The 18,788-nt window shown below is 38.2% G+C and carries 13 protein-coding genes; all 13 read right to left on the bottom strand.

Going from position 1 to position 18,788, the window contains the following annotated elements; all coding sequences use genetic code 11:
• Positions 1-45: 45 nt before the first annotated feature.
• On the bottom strand, positions 46-1,416 hold the full coding sequence (gene celB, locus AC3B5S_RS05310) for a PTS cellobiose transporter subunit IIC (RefSeq protein WP_489756735.1): 1,371 nt from the start codon (positions 1,414-1,416) through the stop codon (positions 46-48).
• Positions 1,416-2,792: a glycoside hydrolase family 1 protein gene (locus AC3B5S_RS05305; RefSeq protein ID WP_489756736.1), complete on the bottom strand. Its 1,377-nt coding sequence runs from the start codon at positions 2,790-2,792 to the stop codon at positions 1,416-1,418. Before AC3B5S_RS05305 ends, celB begins: the two co-directional genes overlap by 1 nt.
• A gap of 226 nt (positions 2,793-3,018) precedes the next feature.
• Positions 3,019-4,659: a mannitol dehydrogenase family protein gene (locus tag AC3B5S_RS05300; RefSeq protein WP_489756737.1), complete on the bottom strand. Its 1,641-nt coding sequence runs from the start codon at positions 4,657-4,659 to the stop codon at positions 3,019-3,021.
• A 280-nt stretch (positions 4,660-4,939) separates the two neighbouring features.
• Positions 4,940-5,725, bottom strand: coding sequence for a 2-keto-4-pentenoate hydratase (locus tag AC3B5S_RS05295; protein WP_489756738.1), 786 nt, complete (start codon positions 5,723-5,725; stop codon positions 4,940-4,942).
• A 317-nt stretch (positions 5,726-6,042) separates the two neighbouring features.
• Positions 6,043-6,591, bottom strand: coding sequence for a cysteine hydrolase family protein (locus AC3B5S_RS05290; protein WP_489756739.1), 549 nt, complete (start codon positions 6,589-6,591; stop codon positions 6,043-6,045).
• A gap of 267 nt (positions 6,592-6,858) precedes the next feature.
• Entirely contained in the window at positions 6,859-7,566 is a 708-nt protein-coding gene (locus AC3B5S_RS05285; RefSeq protein ID WP_489756740.1) for a B3/B4 domain-containing protein, read from the bottom strand.
• Positions 7,567-7,816: 250 nt separating this feature from the next.
• The gene (locus AC3B5S_RS05280; protein ID WP_489790162.1) at positions 7,817-10,042 is read right to left on the bottom strand and encodes a putative mucin/carbohydrate-binding domain-containing protein; all 2,226 of its coding nucleotides are present in this window, start codon (positions 10,040-10,042) and stop codon (positions 7,817-7,819) included.
• Between the two features lie 414 nt (positions 10,043-10,456).
• A complete protein-coding gene (locus tag AC3B5S_RS05275) occupies positions 10,457-11,401 on the bottom strand; it encodes an aldo/keto reductase (RefSeq protein WP_489769445.1) in 945 nt (314 codons plus the stop codon).
• Positions 11,402-11,659: 258 nt separating this feature from the next.
• A complete protein-coding gene (locus tag AC3B5S_RS05270; RefSeq protein WP_489756743.1) occupies positions 11,660-13,606 on the bottom strand; it encodes a M13 family metallopeptidase in 1,947 nt (648 codons plus the stop codon).
• 162 nt (positions 13,607-13,768) lie between these two features.
• The gene (locus AC3B5S_RS05265) at positions 13,769-14,599 is read right to left on the bottom strand and encodes a phosphoenolpyruvate hydrolase family protein (RefSeq protein ID WP_489756744.1); all 831 of its coding nucleotides are present in this window, start codon (positions 14,597-14,599) and stop codon (positions 13,769-13,771) included.
• Between the two features lies 1 nt (position 14,600).
• Positions 14,601-15,815 carry a Tm-1-like ATP-binding domain-containing protein gene (locus tag AC3B5S_RS05260; protein ID WP_489756745.1) on the bottom strand — a complete coding sequence of 405 codons (1,215 nt, stop codon included), beginning with the start codon at positions 15,813-15,815 and terminating at the stop codon, positions 14,601-14,603.
• An 85-nt stretch (positions 15,816-15,900) separates the two neighbouring features.
• The gene (locus AC3B5S_RS05255; RefSeq protein ID WP_489756746.1) at positions 15,901-17,085 is read right to left on the bottom strand and encodes a phosphoenolpyruvate hydrolase family protein; all 1,185 of its coding nucleotides are present in this window, start codon (positions 17,083-17,085) and stop codon (positions 15,901-15,903) included.
• Positions 17,086-17,315: 230 nt separating this feature from the next.
• Positions 17,316-18,785 carry a UDP-glucose--hexose-1-phosphate uridylyltransferase gene (locus AC3B5S_RS05250; protein WP_489775073.1) on the bottom strand — a complete coding sequence of 490 codons (1,470 nt, stop codon included), beginning with the start codon at positions 18,783-18,785 and terminating at the stop codon, positions 17,316-17,318.
• Positions 18,786-18,788: the final 3 nt, after the last annotated feature.

The raw sequence follows: 18,788 nt of genomic DNA, 5'->3' as shown, positions 1-18,788 counted from the left end.
CTAAAAAAGCCGCAGATTCCTGCGACTTTTGAACTGTACAAATTTTTAATTTACTGGATTAGCGACTGGTTCGGAAGTTGCTTGTTGTTCCTCTTGATATAATTTCTTGTCATACATCTTCAAAAATGGATAGTAAATGACTAGTGACACGACTAAATTCAACAACGCCACTGCGGCAGCCATCAAATTGCCACTTGTTCCAATAAAAGCGCCAACACCCACCGGCAAAATCCAGGCAATCGCGGCGTTAACATAACCCACAAAGTGTAGTTTAATTGCCACATAGGCAATGGAAGCTAAGATCATGGGATTAACGATAAACGGAATAATCAAATATGGATTATAAACAATCGGTGCTCCAAAAATCACTGGTTCGTTAATATTGAAGATGGCTGGTAAAATCGCTGTTTTGCCTAAAGTTTTCAATTGCGCCGATTTGGCCACAGTTAGCATTAAAATTACTAAGCCCAGCGTACCACCAGCGCCACCAATAAAGACCCACATATTAATAAAATCGCCGGCAAAAATATTATGCTGACCATTAATATTTTCGGTTAAAGCCACTAATAAAATGGGGTTTACAAAACTATTCTTGATAATTGCCGTCCCGTGAACACCAACAGCCCAGAGTAAGTGAATCAATAATAAAATTACCATCATGCCTAACCATGATCCGGTCAGATTTTTGACAAAGCCAAATGGTGCAGATAATAGTTGATGTAAATCGGTCCCCATTAAGCCTAAGATAATATCTAAACCAATCATTACCACTGCCACTAAAATAGCGGGAATTAACGAGGCGAAGGAGCGACTAACACCTTCCGGGACCCCTTGGGGCATTTTAATGGTGACATTTTTATTGACACACAAACGGTACAGCTGCACGGCAATAACTCCCGTAATAATTGCAATAAAAATTCCGACGCCACCAAAGCGAGTCAGCCAACCATTAACCATGGATACTCCACCAGCTAGATAGTTATGGGCGGCAACCACTTTATCTGCACCCACAGCGGATCCTTTTTGCCAAGAAATACTAGGAATGGTTAACAAAAACGCAAATAATGACAGTAAAGCTCCGGTAAACGAATTAAGTTGAGTTTCCCCAGCTTTGCGATATTGTTCAATGTAATAATAACCTAAAGCCACTGCGTAATAGAGCGCAATGGAACCCAAAGCCATGGTATTGCCCAACATGTAAAAGCCACTAAATTTCATAATGGTATTTTTGAAAAAATTAGCCGCAAAGGGAAAAATTTGTGGCAAATTATTTAAAATTAGAAAGATAGACGCCACAATCGTAAAGGGCACTGCTGCCAAACTGGCATCCATGATGGCCCGAATGATTTTGGTATTGGCTAATTTATTGAGTGGCGGTAACAAGTACTTATTTAAAAAATCAAAGATTGCTTGCATTACTCGACTCCTCGCTGTTTAATCACTTGCTGATACCAGAAATAACTATCTTTGGGATAACGGGCCAGCGTTTTTAAATCTTGCTCTGTCCGATCGACATAAATTAAGCCATAACGCTTTTTCATTCCTTCATGCACACTCACTAAATCTAAGGCTGACCACGGTAAATAACCTTTAACAGGCACTCCAGCTGCCACAGCCTGTTGCACACTAAAAATATGTTGTTTGAGATAATCAATACGGTATGGATCATGAATTTGGTGATCACTGGTCAATTCATCATATGCCCCTAAGCCATTTTCCGTAATATAAATTGGCAATTGATAGCGATCATTAATGACTTCCAGTGTTGTTTGTAAACCTAAAGGATCTACTGTCCAGTTAAAATCATTTTTCTGTAGATACGGATTGGTCAAGCCTTTATAAAAGCCTTCTTCATAGACGTCTTCTGATTGCTGATCGCTGACGCCACTGAGCCGGTCTTGGTGCGTCTTGGGATATTCAACAGTTACACTCGTGTAATAATTGATTCCCAAAAAGTCCGGAAAGTTCTCGGTTACCAAAGCTTGATCTTCTGGTAAAATTTCCAAATCAATGCCGGTTTGGTGTAAATAAGATTTAAACAGGGGATTCAGCCGCCCACGTACCGAAAAGTCTAAATACGCCCAGTTCCGCACCGCATTAAAATATTCCGCCGCACGAATGTCTTTCGGATCAGCACTCCCCGGATAAACGTAAGAAATATTAGGCACTGGACCAATTTGAGCCTGCGGTAACATTTGGTGGCATAAAGCAAAGGCCTTTTTTTCAGCAATCATTAGATTATAAAAAGCTTGGTAGCGCTGCTGATGAGTATAAGTAAAACCTAAAATTTTGCGATCAGCTAACAACATAATGTTAGGTTCATTAATAGTTAACCAATAATGAACTTGATCACCAAAATTTTCAAACAAAGTTTGTGCATATTGCTCATAGGCTTGGACCGTTTGTCGATTAGTCCAACCACCTTGGTCCTGCAAGCTCTGGGGCAAATCAAAGTGATACATTGTCACCATCGGTTCAATATCAAAGTGATGCATTGTATTAAACACGTCTTGATAATGTTTAATCGCTAACGGATTAACCGCACCCACACCTTGGGGAATAATCCGCGTCCACGGGATCGAAATCCGTAACGCCTTGGCTCCCATCCGAGCCAATAATTCAATATCTTCCTGATAGCGGTGATAATGATCACTAGCCACTGTAAAATCAGCAATTTGTGGATCGCGTTGGCGACAGTCTTGCACCGAAGCAGACTTGCCATCTTCACTTGCCGCCCCTTCGGTTTGGTGGGCTGATAATGATGCCCCCCATAAAAAATCTTTATCTAGCATAATAACTCCTTTATTTTAAGTATATTAATTCAGAATCATCTGTCATACGAAGCATTATGAAAGCCTTACCATGCTTTGTCAAGTAAGTGCTGTCCTTCACCAAACAAATATCGTATTCTAACGTAAAAACTTATTTTGTACAACAAAAAAGCACCTAAAATATAGGCACTCCATTGTAATTTTTTAAAGTTAGTTATTGCGTAGTAACAAATTATATCCCTGTCACCTAATGAAATCGCTCCCCCTTAGTGGTCACTGTATCGTGCAACACTTGCCGTACCGCACCCGGGCCAGCAATTAAGCGTTGAAAGTAATTTTCAACCTTAGTACCCACGCCAATTGCATAGAGATCATTCCCAAAACTACTACGATTACTTAAGATGGGCTGTAAAACCTGGTGCACATCTACATCAGAAGCTCCTAACTGTACGTCTTGTACATAAGCTTTTAAGGTTGCCAATTGGGGATCGGGACTTTGCACAAACTGCTGTCCTTGGTCATCTACACCCATTAAGTAACGACACCAACCTGCTAAAATTAAAGGAATAAATTCCAAAGTTTGCGGATCACGTGTGGGATCATCTACATAATGTTGCAACGTTACTCCATAGCGGATCGCTAATAATTGTGACGTATCCGTGGCAATCCGATATGGGGTATCTGGAATATTTTTATTAGGCAAACGCTTGTCAATTAATTCTGCAATAAACTTTTGTGGATTAATAATCTTGGGATCTTTGACTACGGGTAAAGCTTCACCATAACCCAAATTCTTGATTAAACCTAATAAATCGGCATCAGCCACTTCATCAGCAATCGAAGTAAAGCCTAGTAACGAGCCGAAGATTGCTAAGGCAGTATGCAAAGGATTCAAGCACGCCGTTACTTTCATTTGATCAGCATCATTAACCGTGGCTCGGTCAGTCATAATAACCCCCGCTTGTTCCAACTGCGGACGCCCATTTGGAAAGTTATCCTCAATGACTAAATAGTGCACTTCCTCAGTGTTGGCAAAGGGTGCAATCACGGTGGTTTTAGCTGTGGTCAAAATTTGTGTATCACTAAAACCACTTTGTTGTAATTGTTGGGCTACATCAGCACTTGGACTGGGCGTAATCCGATCAATCATACTGCACGGGAAGGTGATTAACTCAGGATTAGTCAAATAATCAATAAAATCGGCTGCTACCAACTGATTATCAACCCAGCCTTTGGCAATTCGTAAAACTTCCGTTTGCAGTTTTAAACCATTCTGTGAAAAGTTATCGGTACTGACTAACGCTAGTGGTAATTGACCAGCTTTAAAACGTTCATATAACAAGTGCGCCACAATACCCATATTGGTGATTGGTGCCTCCGGTCCGTGAGCAATGTCTGCCTGGGCTGCCTTGGTTAAGTTGCCGGCCACATCAACTAATGAATAACCTTTTTCCGTAATTGAAAAAGTCACCAATTGTAGTGTTGGTGCCACAAAATAGTTCGTCAATTGCGCCCACTGCTGGGCATCATTATGATCTACAAATAGTGAAGCGGCCACACTAGCTAACAATTCTTTATCTAACGTGCCGTCCTCTTTGAGAACAACACTAAGCATCCGATTATTGGCTGGCTGATAAATTTTTTCAATCACTTCGGGATCAAAAGTTTCCGCCACAATGATTCCGCGGTCTAATTCCCCCTGATTTAATAAATCTTGAGCAATCTTTGCATGAAAACAACGAAATAAATTGCCGCCACCAAAATGAATCCAAATGGGAGCTTGGAGCGTTTTTTGCGTGAGCGCAGTTTGATCGTATTGGGGAACGGTAATGCCCGCCTCTCGAAAACTTGCTGCTTGTTGTTGATAATCATCCGTCAATCGAACCATATCATTACTCCTTTAAGTTTAGTTATGCTTAAGTAAATATTAGCCAAGTAACTCAACTAGTAGCTGCTGCTCTGACTAATTGGTTTGATATTCCTAGAAAGACAGTTACGCTCGCCATTGTTTCTAGAATTAAGCTTGATTTTGCGTAATCGCTTTCTAAAAATATCTTTTATTATACCATTTTTAATTTTAGCTATAAAACATTAAAAGAGCCTAACTTCGATCACCGATCGAACATTAGACCCTTAAATCATTTAAAACATGACCACTAATAATGACATTAGTCAGTTACATTCAAAGTGACTGTTCCAAAATCATCCGTAAATTTTGCTTCCCAAGTTCCTGGTTGTAAGTGTGGCGGCAAGATAAATGTTCCGGTTGACGCATGCGTCCCCGCTGGGAAACTAAAGCCTTGCTCAGACAATTTTTTAACTAACCATTTTAAAGCTGTCACTGGATTACCCAAAACTTCACTGCCTTGGCCATGGGCTTGTTCCTCACCATTAAAAGTTAAAACTGCAAAAACGTGAGCTAAATCCGCTAGCTTTAAGGTAGCACCATCTTTCACCTTGCCACCCACGACTGCGCCCCCAACAGCCGTATCACTTAATACTAAATATTTATTCAGATCCGGGAACCAGTTCGTAAACCGCGCATCAGGCACCTCCATATCCGCAGCAACATAACAATTTTGTAACAACTCGGTTTCTGACATTGTAGGGGTCAGCGGTCGTTTAGCAGTAAATTCAAATTCAACTTCGACCAAAGGCTCATTGTAATCTTTCAAACTCAAGGTGGTTCCAGAATCTAAAAATTTGTCCGCTACCTGCGCGCCATAAAGTGGTGAATCAGCATCAAACATTTTTTGCGTTTGCTCTGAAGTTAAAGATACCTTATAACCGGCTGTGGGCTGCCCCTTTAATTTCATCACTGATTGTTGCACCTCATATGCTGTGTCAAAATCATTGACCACATCAGCATAATCAAAACTTTGGAGTGGTTGATTATTCTTAAATGCTTGGTATAAATCCTTAGCTAATTGGTTTTGTTGTTCTGTCAGTGTCATGATACTCTCTCCTTTGTTAGAGAAATAAAAAAGATCCGCGGCTTATATTTTAAGCAGCGGACCTATGAAATGAATCATCAGCTGCCTACCAAATTGGCTTTGATAGGCACCACAAGTTGTCAGCACCTATCATTCAATAATGATAATGCTGATAATAATTTGTGTAGTTGCTTGTACTGATGATGTCATTGTTTTACCCCTCTTTAGTATTTTATAATTTAGTTATAAAACTTTAATTTAGAAATGTCAACAGTTAATCTAATTCAATTTCAAAACTAAGTAACTATTGACAAGTCTTCAAAGTCAAAATGGAAAGCTTAAATATATTTTTCCACGTCAACGGTTTTGATAATTGTCGCAAATTCTTGATCCAAGGTAGCAATTGACACATCCTGAACTTCTTGGGCGCTATAACTTTGACCACGATAATCCTTAATTGCAAAAGAAGCCGTTGCATCTTCCACTAAGTAAGTATCAAATCCTAAATTTCCAGCCATTCGCGTAGTGGTGGATACGCAATGCGGCGTGGTCAATCCACAAATGAATAATTTTTTAATTTGATGCTCTCGTAAAATATTTTCTAATTTAGTTCCAATAAAAGCACTGTTCACCGTTTTCTCCAAAACAATTTCCGAAGATAAAGGTTCGGCCTGCTCTTGAAATTGGAAACCAGGACTTTGAAAATAAAACCGCGATTGCGGATCATCACTAATATGATGTACGTTAATAACTAATTTTTCTTGCTTACGAAAAATTTGTAACAACTGTTGCACATTATCTTCAGCAAATTCATTATTCCGCGCTCCCCAGCTACCATCGCGAAAAGTTTTTTGTACATCAATTACCACTAATGCTACATTTTCCATATCAAATTCTCCTTATTGATTAACTAAATTTTAGAGATTAGTTTGTATTTTAACTATAGCGATGTCTTATATATCTTTGATTTGACAATAAATACCCTGATACTATCACTTTAGACCAAAGTTTACCACACGTTTTCAGCTGTTCAAATCTGACTTACCAATTATTTCTGCAACTGAATAGATCACTACCATTCACAACACTATACGGAAAAAGCTGTTCATCAACTTACGATGAGCAGCCTTTTTATTTCAAGAATATTAAAGATGTTACTTACTAAAATCAATCGCTGGATTTTCCTGATTAACAAGCCAAGTTTGCGTTTGGACTCCTAAATATTTCTGTAGTAGATTTTGCAACAATTCTACAGCTTGCTTTTGATCATCCGCACGTTCAGGATTAACATTTTCTAAATAGAAAATCACATTTTTAGAATGTTCACTAATCTCTACGCGACTACTATCCCGCCAATTCCAGCACCGACAAACAACTGACTCTTCATCTTGATAAATTACTTCACCTGGCAAAGCTTCCTCAGCAGAATCTTCGCCAATTGGGAAGAACTGCTCACCACCGTGCGCAATCGTTAACTCTAAATGGCCTTGCAACAAATCCATGTCCTGTCCACCCAAAGGAAATGCCCAAGTCAAGGACACAATATTATAAAGATCGACAATCGGATTAATCGAACCGACACCTTTACCTTGCTTAGCACGTTTTAATAAGTTTTCAACTGAACTACGAGCCCCTCTTTTGGTTTTAAACTTGTGATAAGCTTGCCGCCAATCTTGAACTACCGGATTTTGGCCAATAGCATCCTCTGACAACCATTTAACAGCATTCTGGTTAGCTTCAGCCAACAACTTTGGCATATCAGCTTGCGAATGATTATCAACATCTTTGGCAACAATTACCGAAATACTGGCCTCTGGAAATAATTGCCAGAGCTTTGGACTAACCGTAAATTTGGTTAACATAGTTTTCTCTCCTCTGAACACCAGAAATAAATCATTTTCTCTTCACAATTCATATTATAGACTAGCTTTTCCAGACGCCAAATAAATATCTCAAACTTTGTTGCAAATAAAAAAGGACGCCACAGGCGTTAATAAATCTGCGGAATAAATTCCTAGTTTTACTCACCTGACGTCCAATATAAAAAGTAAAGCGGTATTTTTAAATTACATAATCAATAATTTCTAAAACCCTTTTCTTGAAAAGAAGCTATTATCTAAACAAAAGACCATACATCTGTTTGTAGGTACTCTGATATGGTTCATCTAACAAATTGATGTCCGCCAACAAAGCTTTTTTCACTGGCGATTGTGCTAATGGAATATTTTGTTGATCCTGTTGATTCATCAATTGGGAACATTGATTACTAATTTTATTGATCAAAGTTTGTTGTGGATCATTGTTTAAAGCATTGTTCTTTAAACCAAACTTAGTCACAGTCCACTTGTTCATGTTATTAGTTTTATCAACAATGTTATCTGTCGATGTTAAGCGATTCTTCGTTTCTGCATGATAAATCTCCAGTGTATCACCCGGGTTTAAAGCAAAGGTCACATTCCCCTTAGTGACACCAGCACCTTCAATGGTCTTAGTAAAAGTAGTCTTATTGTTGCTGTCTTTCACAGTTATTTGTGCATACTTTTGACCCTTGTAATAAGAATGCGGTGTGGTATTAGTAATTGCCAAAGTTGCCTGGTGCTGATTTAAATTTGTCTTCAAGGTGGCAAACTTATTGTCATTGACACCCAGAAAATCTAATTCCTGATTAGTTAAAGAACTAACACTAACATTTTTCAAAGTCAGTGCTGTATTGTTGTTCGCTTCTTTCACATAAACGTAGTTCTTATTCGGCATGTATTGCTGCATGGCTTTTCCAGAGAAAGCTAAGGTGTAAATACCGTTCGGCACATTCTTAAAGGTAATAGTCTTAGCCGTGATTGGTTGCGAAGACACCACTTTAGCACCATCTTTCAAGGCAATTGTAGTACCCTTTAGATTTTGAATATCGTCAGTAGTTAGGTTCAACGTTAAGTTACCAGTCAAGTTTAACGGGGCAATATCTTTGTTTTGAACCATTTCAAAATTGGAATTAATTAAAATGTTTTTGTCTAATAATTTCCGCGCAGTAGCTAGTTGAGCTTGTGGTACGACATCAGCTAAGGAAGCCACAGCTGGATAATTAGCAGCTCGATTTTTTTCTTGTTGTGAACCATTAACGCTTAAGCCCCAACGTTGTAATACCGGGGTAAAATCCTGGTGACTATTTTCACTGTAAACTTGGTTCATCAAGTCTGGTAATGGGTAGTCACTCTTCTTAAATCCCGGCTGGTTGGCTAATTGTCGATATTCTTGGTACATCTTAGTAAAGGAACTGTCACCAGCTTTTTGCTTGAGCATGGTTAATAGAATTAATTTACCGCGTAAATCAACATCAGCATAACCACCTTTGTCAGTCACTAAGGTTTTGTACAGACTATTTTCAACGGCATCTTTTTTACCATAGTTAAAGAGCCAGCCAATTTGATCAGCTTTCTTACCGTACTTAGTATATTGATATTGCACGCCAAACAAATTATTAGATACTTCACCGGTATACATACCGACGCCATCAAAACCAGCTTGATAACCGTGCGCAATTTCGTGTAAAGTAGCCCAATCAAGTTTGGTCAGCCACATTTTAACGGATCTGGAAGTATTAGCGGCCCACTGATCGCTATAATAAGCGCCACCAGAACCATGAGCGTCTGCTTTTAAGAAGTAACGATTTTGACCGTTCATGTTGGTTGGTGTAGATCCATCAAAACCGGCCATTTTGTTATAAAAAGCAAAAATCTCAGTATAGTGATCAATTAATTCGTCTAAGTTTTTGTAATCAGTTAACTTTCTCACAGCTTCTTTATCGCTCTTGGGAATTAACAATTGAAAGTCTTTACCCTTAATTAAAGCAAAATTACCGTCGTATTGGTCCCAAGTCTTGAAAAAGGCGGTTTGATCACCTTTGTAGGTATAAATTGGTAACGGCTTTTGCGCTCTCGTATCTTCGATTTCATATTCTAAAGTCGCAGATGTCTTGCCATAAGGAGTATCGACAAAGGGTACTAATGGTGAATCCGCACTCACAGTTGTCCAGTTGGAACCGACCGTCACACTTTTTTCCATTTTTGAATCATAACCCAGTAATCGCAAGGTTAAGTTACCAGTAAAGTTAGGATTGGTTTGCCGAACTTTCAAGACCGTATTTTCACGCAAGATAAATCCCAAATCTTGACGATCATGATACTTACCCTTACTCATACCCGCATTTTCAATCCAAGTTGGTTCGGGCAAACTGGTAATGGTTTGCGTTTTGGTAGCCGCCTTAATATTCAGCGCGCTACTAATAAAGAAAAAGAACATCAACAAAAATAATCCTGATATTCTTAAGAAATTTTTCTTCACTTTGATTCCTCCAAAACATAATTTTTTAAACTGCTCAGTTTTCCAAAATAACAGCAGCAAAACAAAATGCTGCGCTTCTCTATGATAGAACTAAAACAAAAATCATTTAACCATTAAGCACTGGCAGTCTTCAATTTTTAAGTATCTATTGTAAGCTTCTCTGATTAATTGATTATTATTTTTGATATATCAAGATTTAGTACAGCAAAAATAGTTCACACAATAAGATAAATGCACAAGAAAACATCTTAACATTTACCAAGCATTAATCCAACCTTATTGATCAATTTAATTTATAATTTCCGAACATAAATAGTGACAACTAAAACAAAAAAGGTTGCGACAAAAATTGTTTAGAAGTTTGGCTTGCACTTCCAACTTTTGTCTCAACCTAATCTTTTGATCTAGTATCTATTAAAACATCTTAAATGCTTGATCAATTGTTTGATATTCACTCGCAGTTAAATTAATTTTCAAGGCGGCGGCATTGCCCTGAACTTGCTTGACATTCCGTGCTCCTGGGATGACCACACTAACTAGTGGATTAGCCATATACCAAGCTAAAACAACTTGCGTGACTGTCGCAGCATGAGCTTGCGCAATGGTCCGAACTTGTTCCAAGCCAGTAATTGCATCATTGAACTTAGATTCAGTTAAATCTTCCAATAACTTACCGCCGTCACTTTGGTGGAACTTGTTCCAATCGGCTTTAGTATATTTACCAGTTAACAAGCCCGAAGCTAATGGGAAATATGGTACAAATGAGATTTGATGATCTTTGAGATATTGCATTTCTTCTTGGGCTGGACTTTTATAGATTAGACTAAATTGATCTTCTACAATGTCAACTTGACCATCTTTATTAGCTTCCTTAATTTGCTCCAAAGAAAAGTTAGACACCCCGATGGCGCGAATTTTACCTGCTTTTTTCAAATCAACTAAAGCAGCCACGGCTTCATCTTTAGGAGTCTTTTCATCAGGAAAATGAATATAAAAAATATCAATGTAGTCGGTCTTTAACCGCTTCAAAGCCTTATCAACAGCTTCTGTTAAAAATTGTGGAGTGTTATTCATGGCGAAGTTTTGGGCTGGATCTTGTGCCGCCTTATCAGCCACAATTATCTTGGAACGATCATATTCTTGCAAGACGTCGCCAATAATCTCTTCCGAACGCCCGCGTCCATAATCAAACGCCGTATCTAAAAAATTAACACCTTGGGCAATAGATTCGCGTAACAAATCATAGCCATCTTGCTCCTTCAAATTTTGAAATAGATTATGACCACCAACTTTATTAGCACCCAAACCTAACTTAATTGTCGTTACATCACTTTTACCAATCTGAACTGTCTCAACCATAATAATCTCTCCTTTCGTCAGCACTAGTTATTCTGCAATTTTCGCCAAAATATATTCATTAATCCCCGAACTCATCGATAGCGCTAACATTTGTTCCTATAAATTATTATATTCCTAAAAAACACTTTTACTAGTGTTTATTTTGAAATTGCTACCAAACGACGGCAAACAAATTCTTAATTAGGCCAAATTGGAACAATAAAAAAGTCGGCAACAGGCAATGAAATTGCTTGTTTACCAACTTTCTGATTTGATTAACTACCAAATATTGACCCGCTTTTCTGGTTCTAACCACATACCATCATGTTCACCAACGTTAAACGTGGTATAAAACTCGTCCATGTTTTGGGCTTGGACATTGGCCCGTAAAGGAGCTGGCGCATGCACATCCATACTCAAAAACATTTCCATCAATTGTGGTGTGGATTTGGTCCGCCAAACGCGCGCCCAATTCATAAAGAATTCTTTTAAATCAGCATCTGCTTCGGACTTAGTGGCCTCTAAAGCACAGCTTAAACCACCAGCATCTGCCACATTTTCACTCACAACCAATTTGCCATTGACTTTGCCATCCGCAAAATCAATCCCATCAAATTCATGAATCATCTTTTGCGTTAGTTCTTTAAATTTCGCATAATCTTCTTTAGTCCACCAATCATGCAGGTTTCCATATTCATCAAATTGAGCACCGTTATTATCAAAACCATGCGAAATTTCATGAGCGATCACGGCCCCAATGCCGCCGTAATTAGCACTGCTAGATTGCTCTAAACTGTAAAATGGCGCCTGTAAAATTCCGGCGGGGAATGTAATGTCATTACGAGAGGGGTCATAACAAGCATTAACCAAATGCCCCGGCATTGCCCATTCGCCCCGATCCACTGGTAGTTTAAATTTAGCAAAATTGTCAGCAATCAAAACTTCAGTAATGGCTTGAATATTAGCCCATAAAGATTCCTTTGGATCAACAGTTATCTTTTGGAAAACAGCATTAACTTTTTCAGGATAGCCTATTTTGAGCACCATCTTATCTAACTTCACAACAGCTTGTTGTTTGGTTTGAGAGCTTAGCCAATCATTCTGCTGAATCCGCTGTTCATAAATTGCAATCATTTTACGGACCATTTGCTCAACATCCGCTTTGGCTTGCTCACCAAAATAAGTTTGCCCATAATACTGGCCAATGACTTCATCAAAATATGAGCCTGCTAAATGATAAGCTTGCTTTAATGGTGCCTGTAATTCTTGATTACCGCTCAAAGCCAAACTGAACTGTCCGGCAATTTCGCGTAAATCCTGACTTAAATAAGCACCCGCACCCATAACATAATTAACTAACGTCCAGCTCTTTAAGTTATCAAAAGTAGCTGCATTAACAATCTCTGTAAAGTATTTATAAAAACGCGGTTCACTGACATTGACAGTGGCTACATTGTCTTCGACTGCTCCTTCAATCAAACTCTGAAAATCAACGACACCGCCTAATTTAGTCAAATCACTTAAGGCTGTTGGGTTATAGTCTTTGACATAATCGGCTTTTTCTTCAGCACTTTTCACTACTTTAGCTAATGACTGATCAAACGCCACGGCTTGTTGGGCAATCTGGTTAGCATTGGCGGCAGTTTCTCCAATGGCTTGTAGTAATTGTGTTGCTGTTTGTTGATAAACTGCTAACAATTTTTGACCACTCGGATTATCTTCATAATAAGTCGTATCCGGCAAGATCAAACCCGGCGCAGAAAAATCGACAACATTTTTACTGGTATCCTTCATATCTGCCGTCACATAAACACTAAAAGGCAATGGATATCCTGCTGCTAGCCATGCTGGCAATTGCTTAACCCAATCGGCCAAACTAGTAACTTGCTTGATTTGCTCATAACCAGCTTGGGCAGGCTGAAATCCCTCTTGATTGCGGCGCTCCATATCAGCAGCTACTTGATAAAATTTAACAGCCTGCGCCAGTAACGGATTAGTAATTTCTTTAGTACCCGCCGCAAAATCTGCCAAATCTTGCATTAACTGTTGTTCAATACCTAAATCCAAATCCGAAAAACCACCGACACGCGACTTGTCAGCAGGAATTTTAGCAGTCTTTAGCCATTCACCATTGACCGCTAAATACAAATTATCTTGCGGGGTTGCAGTTGCACCTTTAGTCGTATCGCCTTGACCACCAACTACTTGTTGGATTGTTGAACTCATATCGTTGCCTCCTATAACTTTATTAATAGTTCAAATTCTATCACAATCAAGTGACGGACGATAATATTTACAAACAACATTATAATAATGCAATAAAAAAGCTCCTAGATCTAATCGCATCTAGGGGCTATTTGAATTTAATTAAAATATAAATGGATACTATTATTTGCGAATTGCTTCAAACTTTTCTGTTTGTTCTTTAATACTCTTTTCTGCTGCTAAACGTTCAATGCTGGAAGCACCAAAGAATCCGTCAATTCCGTTAACACGTTCAATAACATAAGCTGCATCTTCAGGTTCAGCAATTGGACCACCATGACAAATTACCATAATATCTGGGTTGACTTTACGTCCAGCATCCAAAATTGCCTGTACTTTTTCAACGCATTCATCCAAAGTTAAAGCGGTCTGTGCCCCAATGGCACCTTTGGTAGTTAACCCCATATGCGCAACCAAGATATCAGCACCCGCTTCAGCCATTTTCGTTGCCTGATCAGTATCAAAAACATAAGGTGTTGTTAGCATTCCTAATTCATGAGCCTTATGAATCATGTCTACTTCTAGATCATAACCCATACCTGTTTCTTCCAAGTTTTGACGAAATACACCATCAATCAAACCAACCGTTGGAAAGTTTTGAACACCATTAAACCCTTGATCCTTTAATTGCTTTAAATAAATATCCATTACTCTAAACGGATCAGTTCCACAAACGCCCGCTAAAACAGGAGTATGCTTAACAATTGGTAGCACTTCTTGGCCCATCTCAACTACAATCTGATTAGCGTCACCATAAGACAATAGACCGGCTAAAGAACCACGACCAGCCATTCGATAACGACCAGAATTATAAATAATTAACATATCTGCACCACCAGCTTCACTACTTTTAGCAGTAATACCGGTTCCTGCACCAACCCCAACTAACACTTCACCTGTTTGGCGTTTTTGTTTAAAATCTGCAATAATTTGACTTCTGCTTCTATTATCCAATCTAATCATTTCCTTTCATCAAATAATTTAATTCCGTCACACAATTAGAGGTAAATTGTGGATCATTTATGTTATAGGGTAATTCTTTAACTGTAACTAACTGATTATACAAGCGAGATTTTAATGTAGTAACAAATGCTTGATCAGCATCAGGATCATAAAATGGACCACCTATAGCATCCAACTCTGAAAATCCTTTTAAAGGAATCATAAACGTAACAGGTGATTGTGCCTGATTTAATTTATCACTAATATATTCGGCAAACATTTTATTTTCAGCTGGCGTTGTCCGCATTAAGGTTACAGTCGGATTATGCTTAACTAAATTGCGCTGTCGATACTTATCAGGAACACTATCAAATGTTCCAAAATTAACCATGTCTAAAGCTCCTGGAGCAATTACTTCAGGAATTTTGGATATAATCCCCGCTTCTAATCGTGTAGGTCCAGCTGTCAGGACACCGCCACAAAGTTCATCAGCAATTTCTGTAGTAGTTAAATCTATAATGCCCTCAAAATAATTTTGGGAAATTAAAGATTCCATCGTTTTACCACCAGTTCCTGTAGCATGAAAAACCAAAGTTTCTAAGTTTTGCTGTGTCAATAATTGACGCACATGATCCACTGCCGGAGTAGTCACTCCAAACATGGTAGCTCCAATTAATGCCTTGTCATCACTTTCAGTATGAACTTTCAAATTAACCATTCCCGAAACAGCTTTGGCAGCATTTTCGAATACATTCCGTGAGATTTTATTGATACCGGAAACATCAACGATTGATGGCATCATTAAAATGTCACTGGTTCCTACATAGTCACTAGTATTACCTGAAGCCATCGTCGAAACCATGACTTTAGGCACACCCAAAGGTAATGTCCGCATCGCTGGAGTAACCAAAGCAGTTCCACCTGAACCTCCTAGTGATAAAATTCCTTGAAATTTACCTTCTCGATATAACCTTGGCAATAGTATTCTTAACCCATGGCCCAAGATAGCATTAGCTTCACCACGTGTATAACTACTGCGAATATCATCCATGGTTAATTCTTCAACATTAGCTATTTGATCATCATCAATATCTACTGGTACCGTTGGTTCAAAAACACCTGCATTGATCATAATTACTTCGTTTCCCAACTGTTCCAGTATCTGACGAACATAGCCATACTCTTGACCTTTGGTATCTAAAGTCCCTACTAAAGCAATTGTGCTCATTAATTAACCTCCCTTCAACTTTATGAATTCATATTATGTCAAAAGCGGTTACAAAAACAGGTAATATTGTTCACGCTACTAGTGATTATATGTGTTTTAAATAAACACTAGGAGATTGACCAAAATACTTTTTAAAAATTTTATTAAACTGTGCATAATCAGAATAACCAACTAATTCCGCAATTTTACTAAGTGATTGCTCTTGATGTTTCATCAATTCTACTGCTTTATTAAGACGAAAACGGACCAGATATTCTGTAAATGATTTATTAGTTTGCTTCTTAAACATCGTGCTTAGATAAGTAGGTGATAAATGTAAAATCTGTGCTAAATCTGCTAAGCGAATAGGTCTTGAATAGTTATTTTGAATATAATTTTCAATAAATTGAATTGGTTGATAATGGAGGCAATCATCACTTAAAGTCTTTATAGTCAAAGAATCATCTGGTGTATGATCAGCGGTTTTAAAATCATGAACTTGTTTGGCAATTGTCTGTTCCTGAATAATACGTTCAAAAGTAGAACCACCAATATAGCCACTAATAGTCGGCAAAAGATTATAGATATAACGAACTTCTGTTAAATCATTGATAACACCTCCGTACAACATCAGGATACTTTGACAAGAGGCTTGGTTCAAAGCTTCACAAACATTTTTAACTTTATCAATAATTGATTCAAAAGTAGCCATTCTACGTGCACCAAGTACACCACCTTCTGTTAACCCCAGGTGAATGCAAATGACATCCACTCCAACTTGATTAGCTGCTAGCGCTTCCTTTTCATTGGTAACAAAAGCTACCGTAAAAACACCCTGCTTATGTAGCGTTTCTAACAACTCAATTTCTTGATCATACTTAATATTGGCTTCACTCAAGGCTTCTCTAAATTGACCATCTAACAAACTAACCGTAGGATAATTTACTACACCGGAAATGTGATACTGCTTTAAAAAGTTGATAAGATTCGACACACTTAGGTAAGGATCGGTAGCATTAATACCAATCACGCAAGGAAAATCATTAATAAGTGGCAATATTTCTTGCTTAGTGATATCAAAAATCTGACGATTACTGTTAGTAAAAGGTAAATATGCCCCTAAAGATGAGCGTCCCATTTGGCGAAATTTTCCAGAATTCAAAACCATAATAAAGTCTGCTCCAGCATTTAAGGCACGTAATGCACTCATCCCTGTGGTAGTACTAATACTTAAGAGCGGATGCTTTAATTTTAATTGTCTTTTCAATAAACTTTTTAATTGATTAACCATAAATTGACCTCTGATAAAGATTTACTTTTAATCAAATCTTACTATTTTCAACAATAATTAAAAAGACACTGGTTTGTCCAATAATCTAGTAACATTAAATATGTCATTTGGATGTGACTCCACACAAAAAGTATAGAACAAAAAAATGTTCGCATTTAATACGAACATTTTTGTGCTTTAAAAGTCAGATATTTTGGTTAAACTTTTCAGCGACTTTGGGCCAATTTAATTTAAGACTGATTAACAGCTTGAATAAACCGTTGAAAAGCAGCTTGACCACTGTTATCTTGTTTAAACACACCGACATCTGCCAAGACTTGTTGAAACACCAAACCTAATTCTTGTTGCAAAATTTGTTGAATATTATGTGTATCAATCTCTGGATACTTCTGTTGCATCATTTGCGCCCAAGGTCGATGATAATCAGCCATTTGGTTTGGTTGTTGTAATAAAAATTTAGTTACTTCTTGTAATTCGGGAACTAAGCGCGGCGGTAAAATGGCTAAGCCCATCACTTCAATTAAACCAATATTTTCTCGTTTAATATGATGCAAATTTTGATGTGGATGAAAAATACCATCCGGATATTGAATTGAAGTGCGATTATCGCGCAATGCTAAATCTAACACGTATTGACCCTGATTTTGATAAGCAATGGGCGTAATTGTATGGTGATTTTGCCCTGCAGTTTGTGCTAACACCGCGACTGTTTCATCAGAATATTGTTGCCAAACTCGTAAAATTCGCGTAGCAGCAGCGACCAGGCGTTGCTGATTAGTGCCTTGCAAGCGAATAGTGGCTACCGGCCACTTCACAATACCAGCCGTCACATCAGTAAAATCTTTTAACGAAATAACAGTTTGTATCGGCGCTTTTTGCATTGCAAACTGATGCAGACCACCTTGATAATGATCATGGCCTAAGATCGAGCCGCCAACAATCGGTAAATCAGCGTTACTGCCAAAAAAATAGTGTGGCAAAATTTTAACAGCTGCTAATAAATTACTAAAAGTGGTTGCGTCAATTTTCATCAGCCGCTCCGCTTGTGATAACACAATACAATGTTGCTCAAAATAAGCATACGGTGAATACTGCAAGCCCCACATTTCACCACCTAAACTCAGCCGAATTAAGCGATGATTGCGACGCGGTGCTTGCTGCTCACTTCCCAAATAGCCTTCATTTTCAAAACTAAGAGCATCATGAGGATAGCCACTAACTTGTTTTTTGGCCTTGGCAATTTGCTTAGGATCTTTTTCTGGTTTCGAAAGATTAATCGTAATTTCCAAATCACCATATGGGCTCGGCGTTTGAAAGGCAATATTCTTTTTAATTGCGGCTTCTTGAACATACCCATTAGATTGACATAAATGATAAAAGTTTGTGGTTGCTTGTTGTGGACTTAATTGATATTGATTCCAAAATGTTTGATTAATTCGGCTCGGAGTTGGCGTATACAAATCTGTTAATTCCGCTAACAGCTGTGCTGATTGCCACGGTTTAGTTATTCGCTGATTATTTTGCGCACAAATAACTAATTGTTGTGCTAATTCCAATAAAGACCCTTGCAGCGCTGAGCCTTGCGGCGTAGAACCAACCTTTTGCAAAATCAAATTAATTAAATAACGTCGATCTAGCGGTTGGTAAGTTTGCTGTGTTTGAATAATTCGGTCAGCGTACACTTCAATCAAAGTTGCCATTCA

The organism is Bombilactobacillus sp. ESL1094 (assembly GCF_058107425.1).
This window is presented reverse-complemented; position numbering and strand designations above follow the sequence as displayed.

Excerpts from the sequence above, each read along its gene's own strand:
- AC3B5S_RS05255 (WP_489756746.1), bottom strand. The coding sequence starts at position 17,085 with ATGGTTAATCAATTAAAAAGTTTATTGAAAAGACAATTAAAATTAAAG.
- AC3B5S_RS05295 (WP_489756738.1), bottom strand. The coding sequence starts at position 5,725 with ATGACACTGACAGAACAACAAAACCAATTAGCTAAGGATTTATACCAA.
- AC3B5S_RS05305 (WP_489756736.1), bottom strand. The coding sequence starts at position 2,792 with ATGCTAGATAAAGATTTTTTATGGGGGGCATCATTATCAGCCCACCAA.
- AC3B5S_RS05300 (WP_489756737.1), bottom strand. The coding sequence starts at position 4,659 with ATGGTTCGATTGACGGATGATTATCAACAACAAGCAGCAAGTTTTCGA.
- AC3B5S_RS05290 (WP_489756739.1), bottom strand. The coding sequence starts at position 6,591 with ATGGAAAATGTAGCATTAGTGGTAATTGATGTACAAAAAACTTTTCGC.
- AC3B5S_RS05275 (WP_489769445.1), bottom strand. The coding sequence starts at position 11,401 with ATGGTTGAGACAGTTCAGATTGGTAAAAGTGATGTAACGACAATTAAG.
- celB (WP_489756735.1), bottom strand. The coding sequence starts at position 1,416 with ATGCAAGCAATCTTTGATTTTTTAAATAAGTACTTGTTACCGCCACTC.
- AC3B5S_RS05270 (WP_489756743.1), bottom strand. The coding sequence starts at position 13,606 with ATGAGTTCAACAATCCAACAAGTAGTTGGTGGTCAAGGCGATACGACT.
- AC3B5S_RS05285 (WP_489756740.1), bottom strand. The coding sequence starts at position 7,566 with ATGTTAACCAAATTTACGGTTAGTCCAAAGCTCTGGCAATTATTTCCA.
- AC3B5S_RS05250 (WP_489775073.1), bottom strand. The coding sequence starts at position 18,785 with ATGGCAACTTTGATTGAAGTGTACGCTGACCGAATTATTCAAACACAG.
- AC3B5S_RS05260 (WP_489756745.1), bottom strand. The coding sequence starts at position 15,815 with ATGAGCACAATTGCTTTAGTAGGGACTTTAGATACCAAAGGTCAAGAG.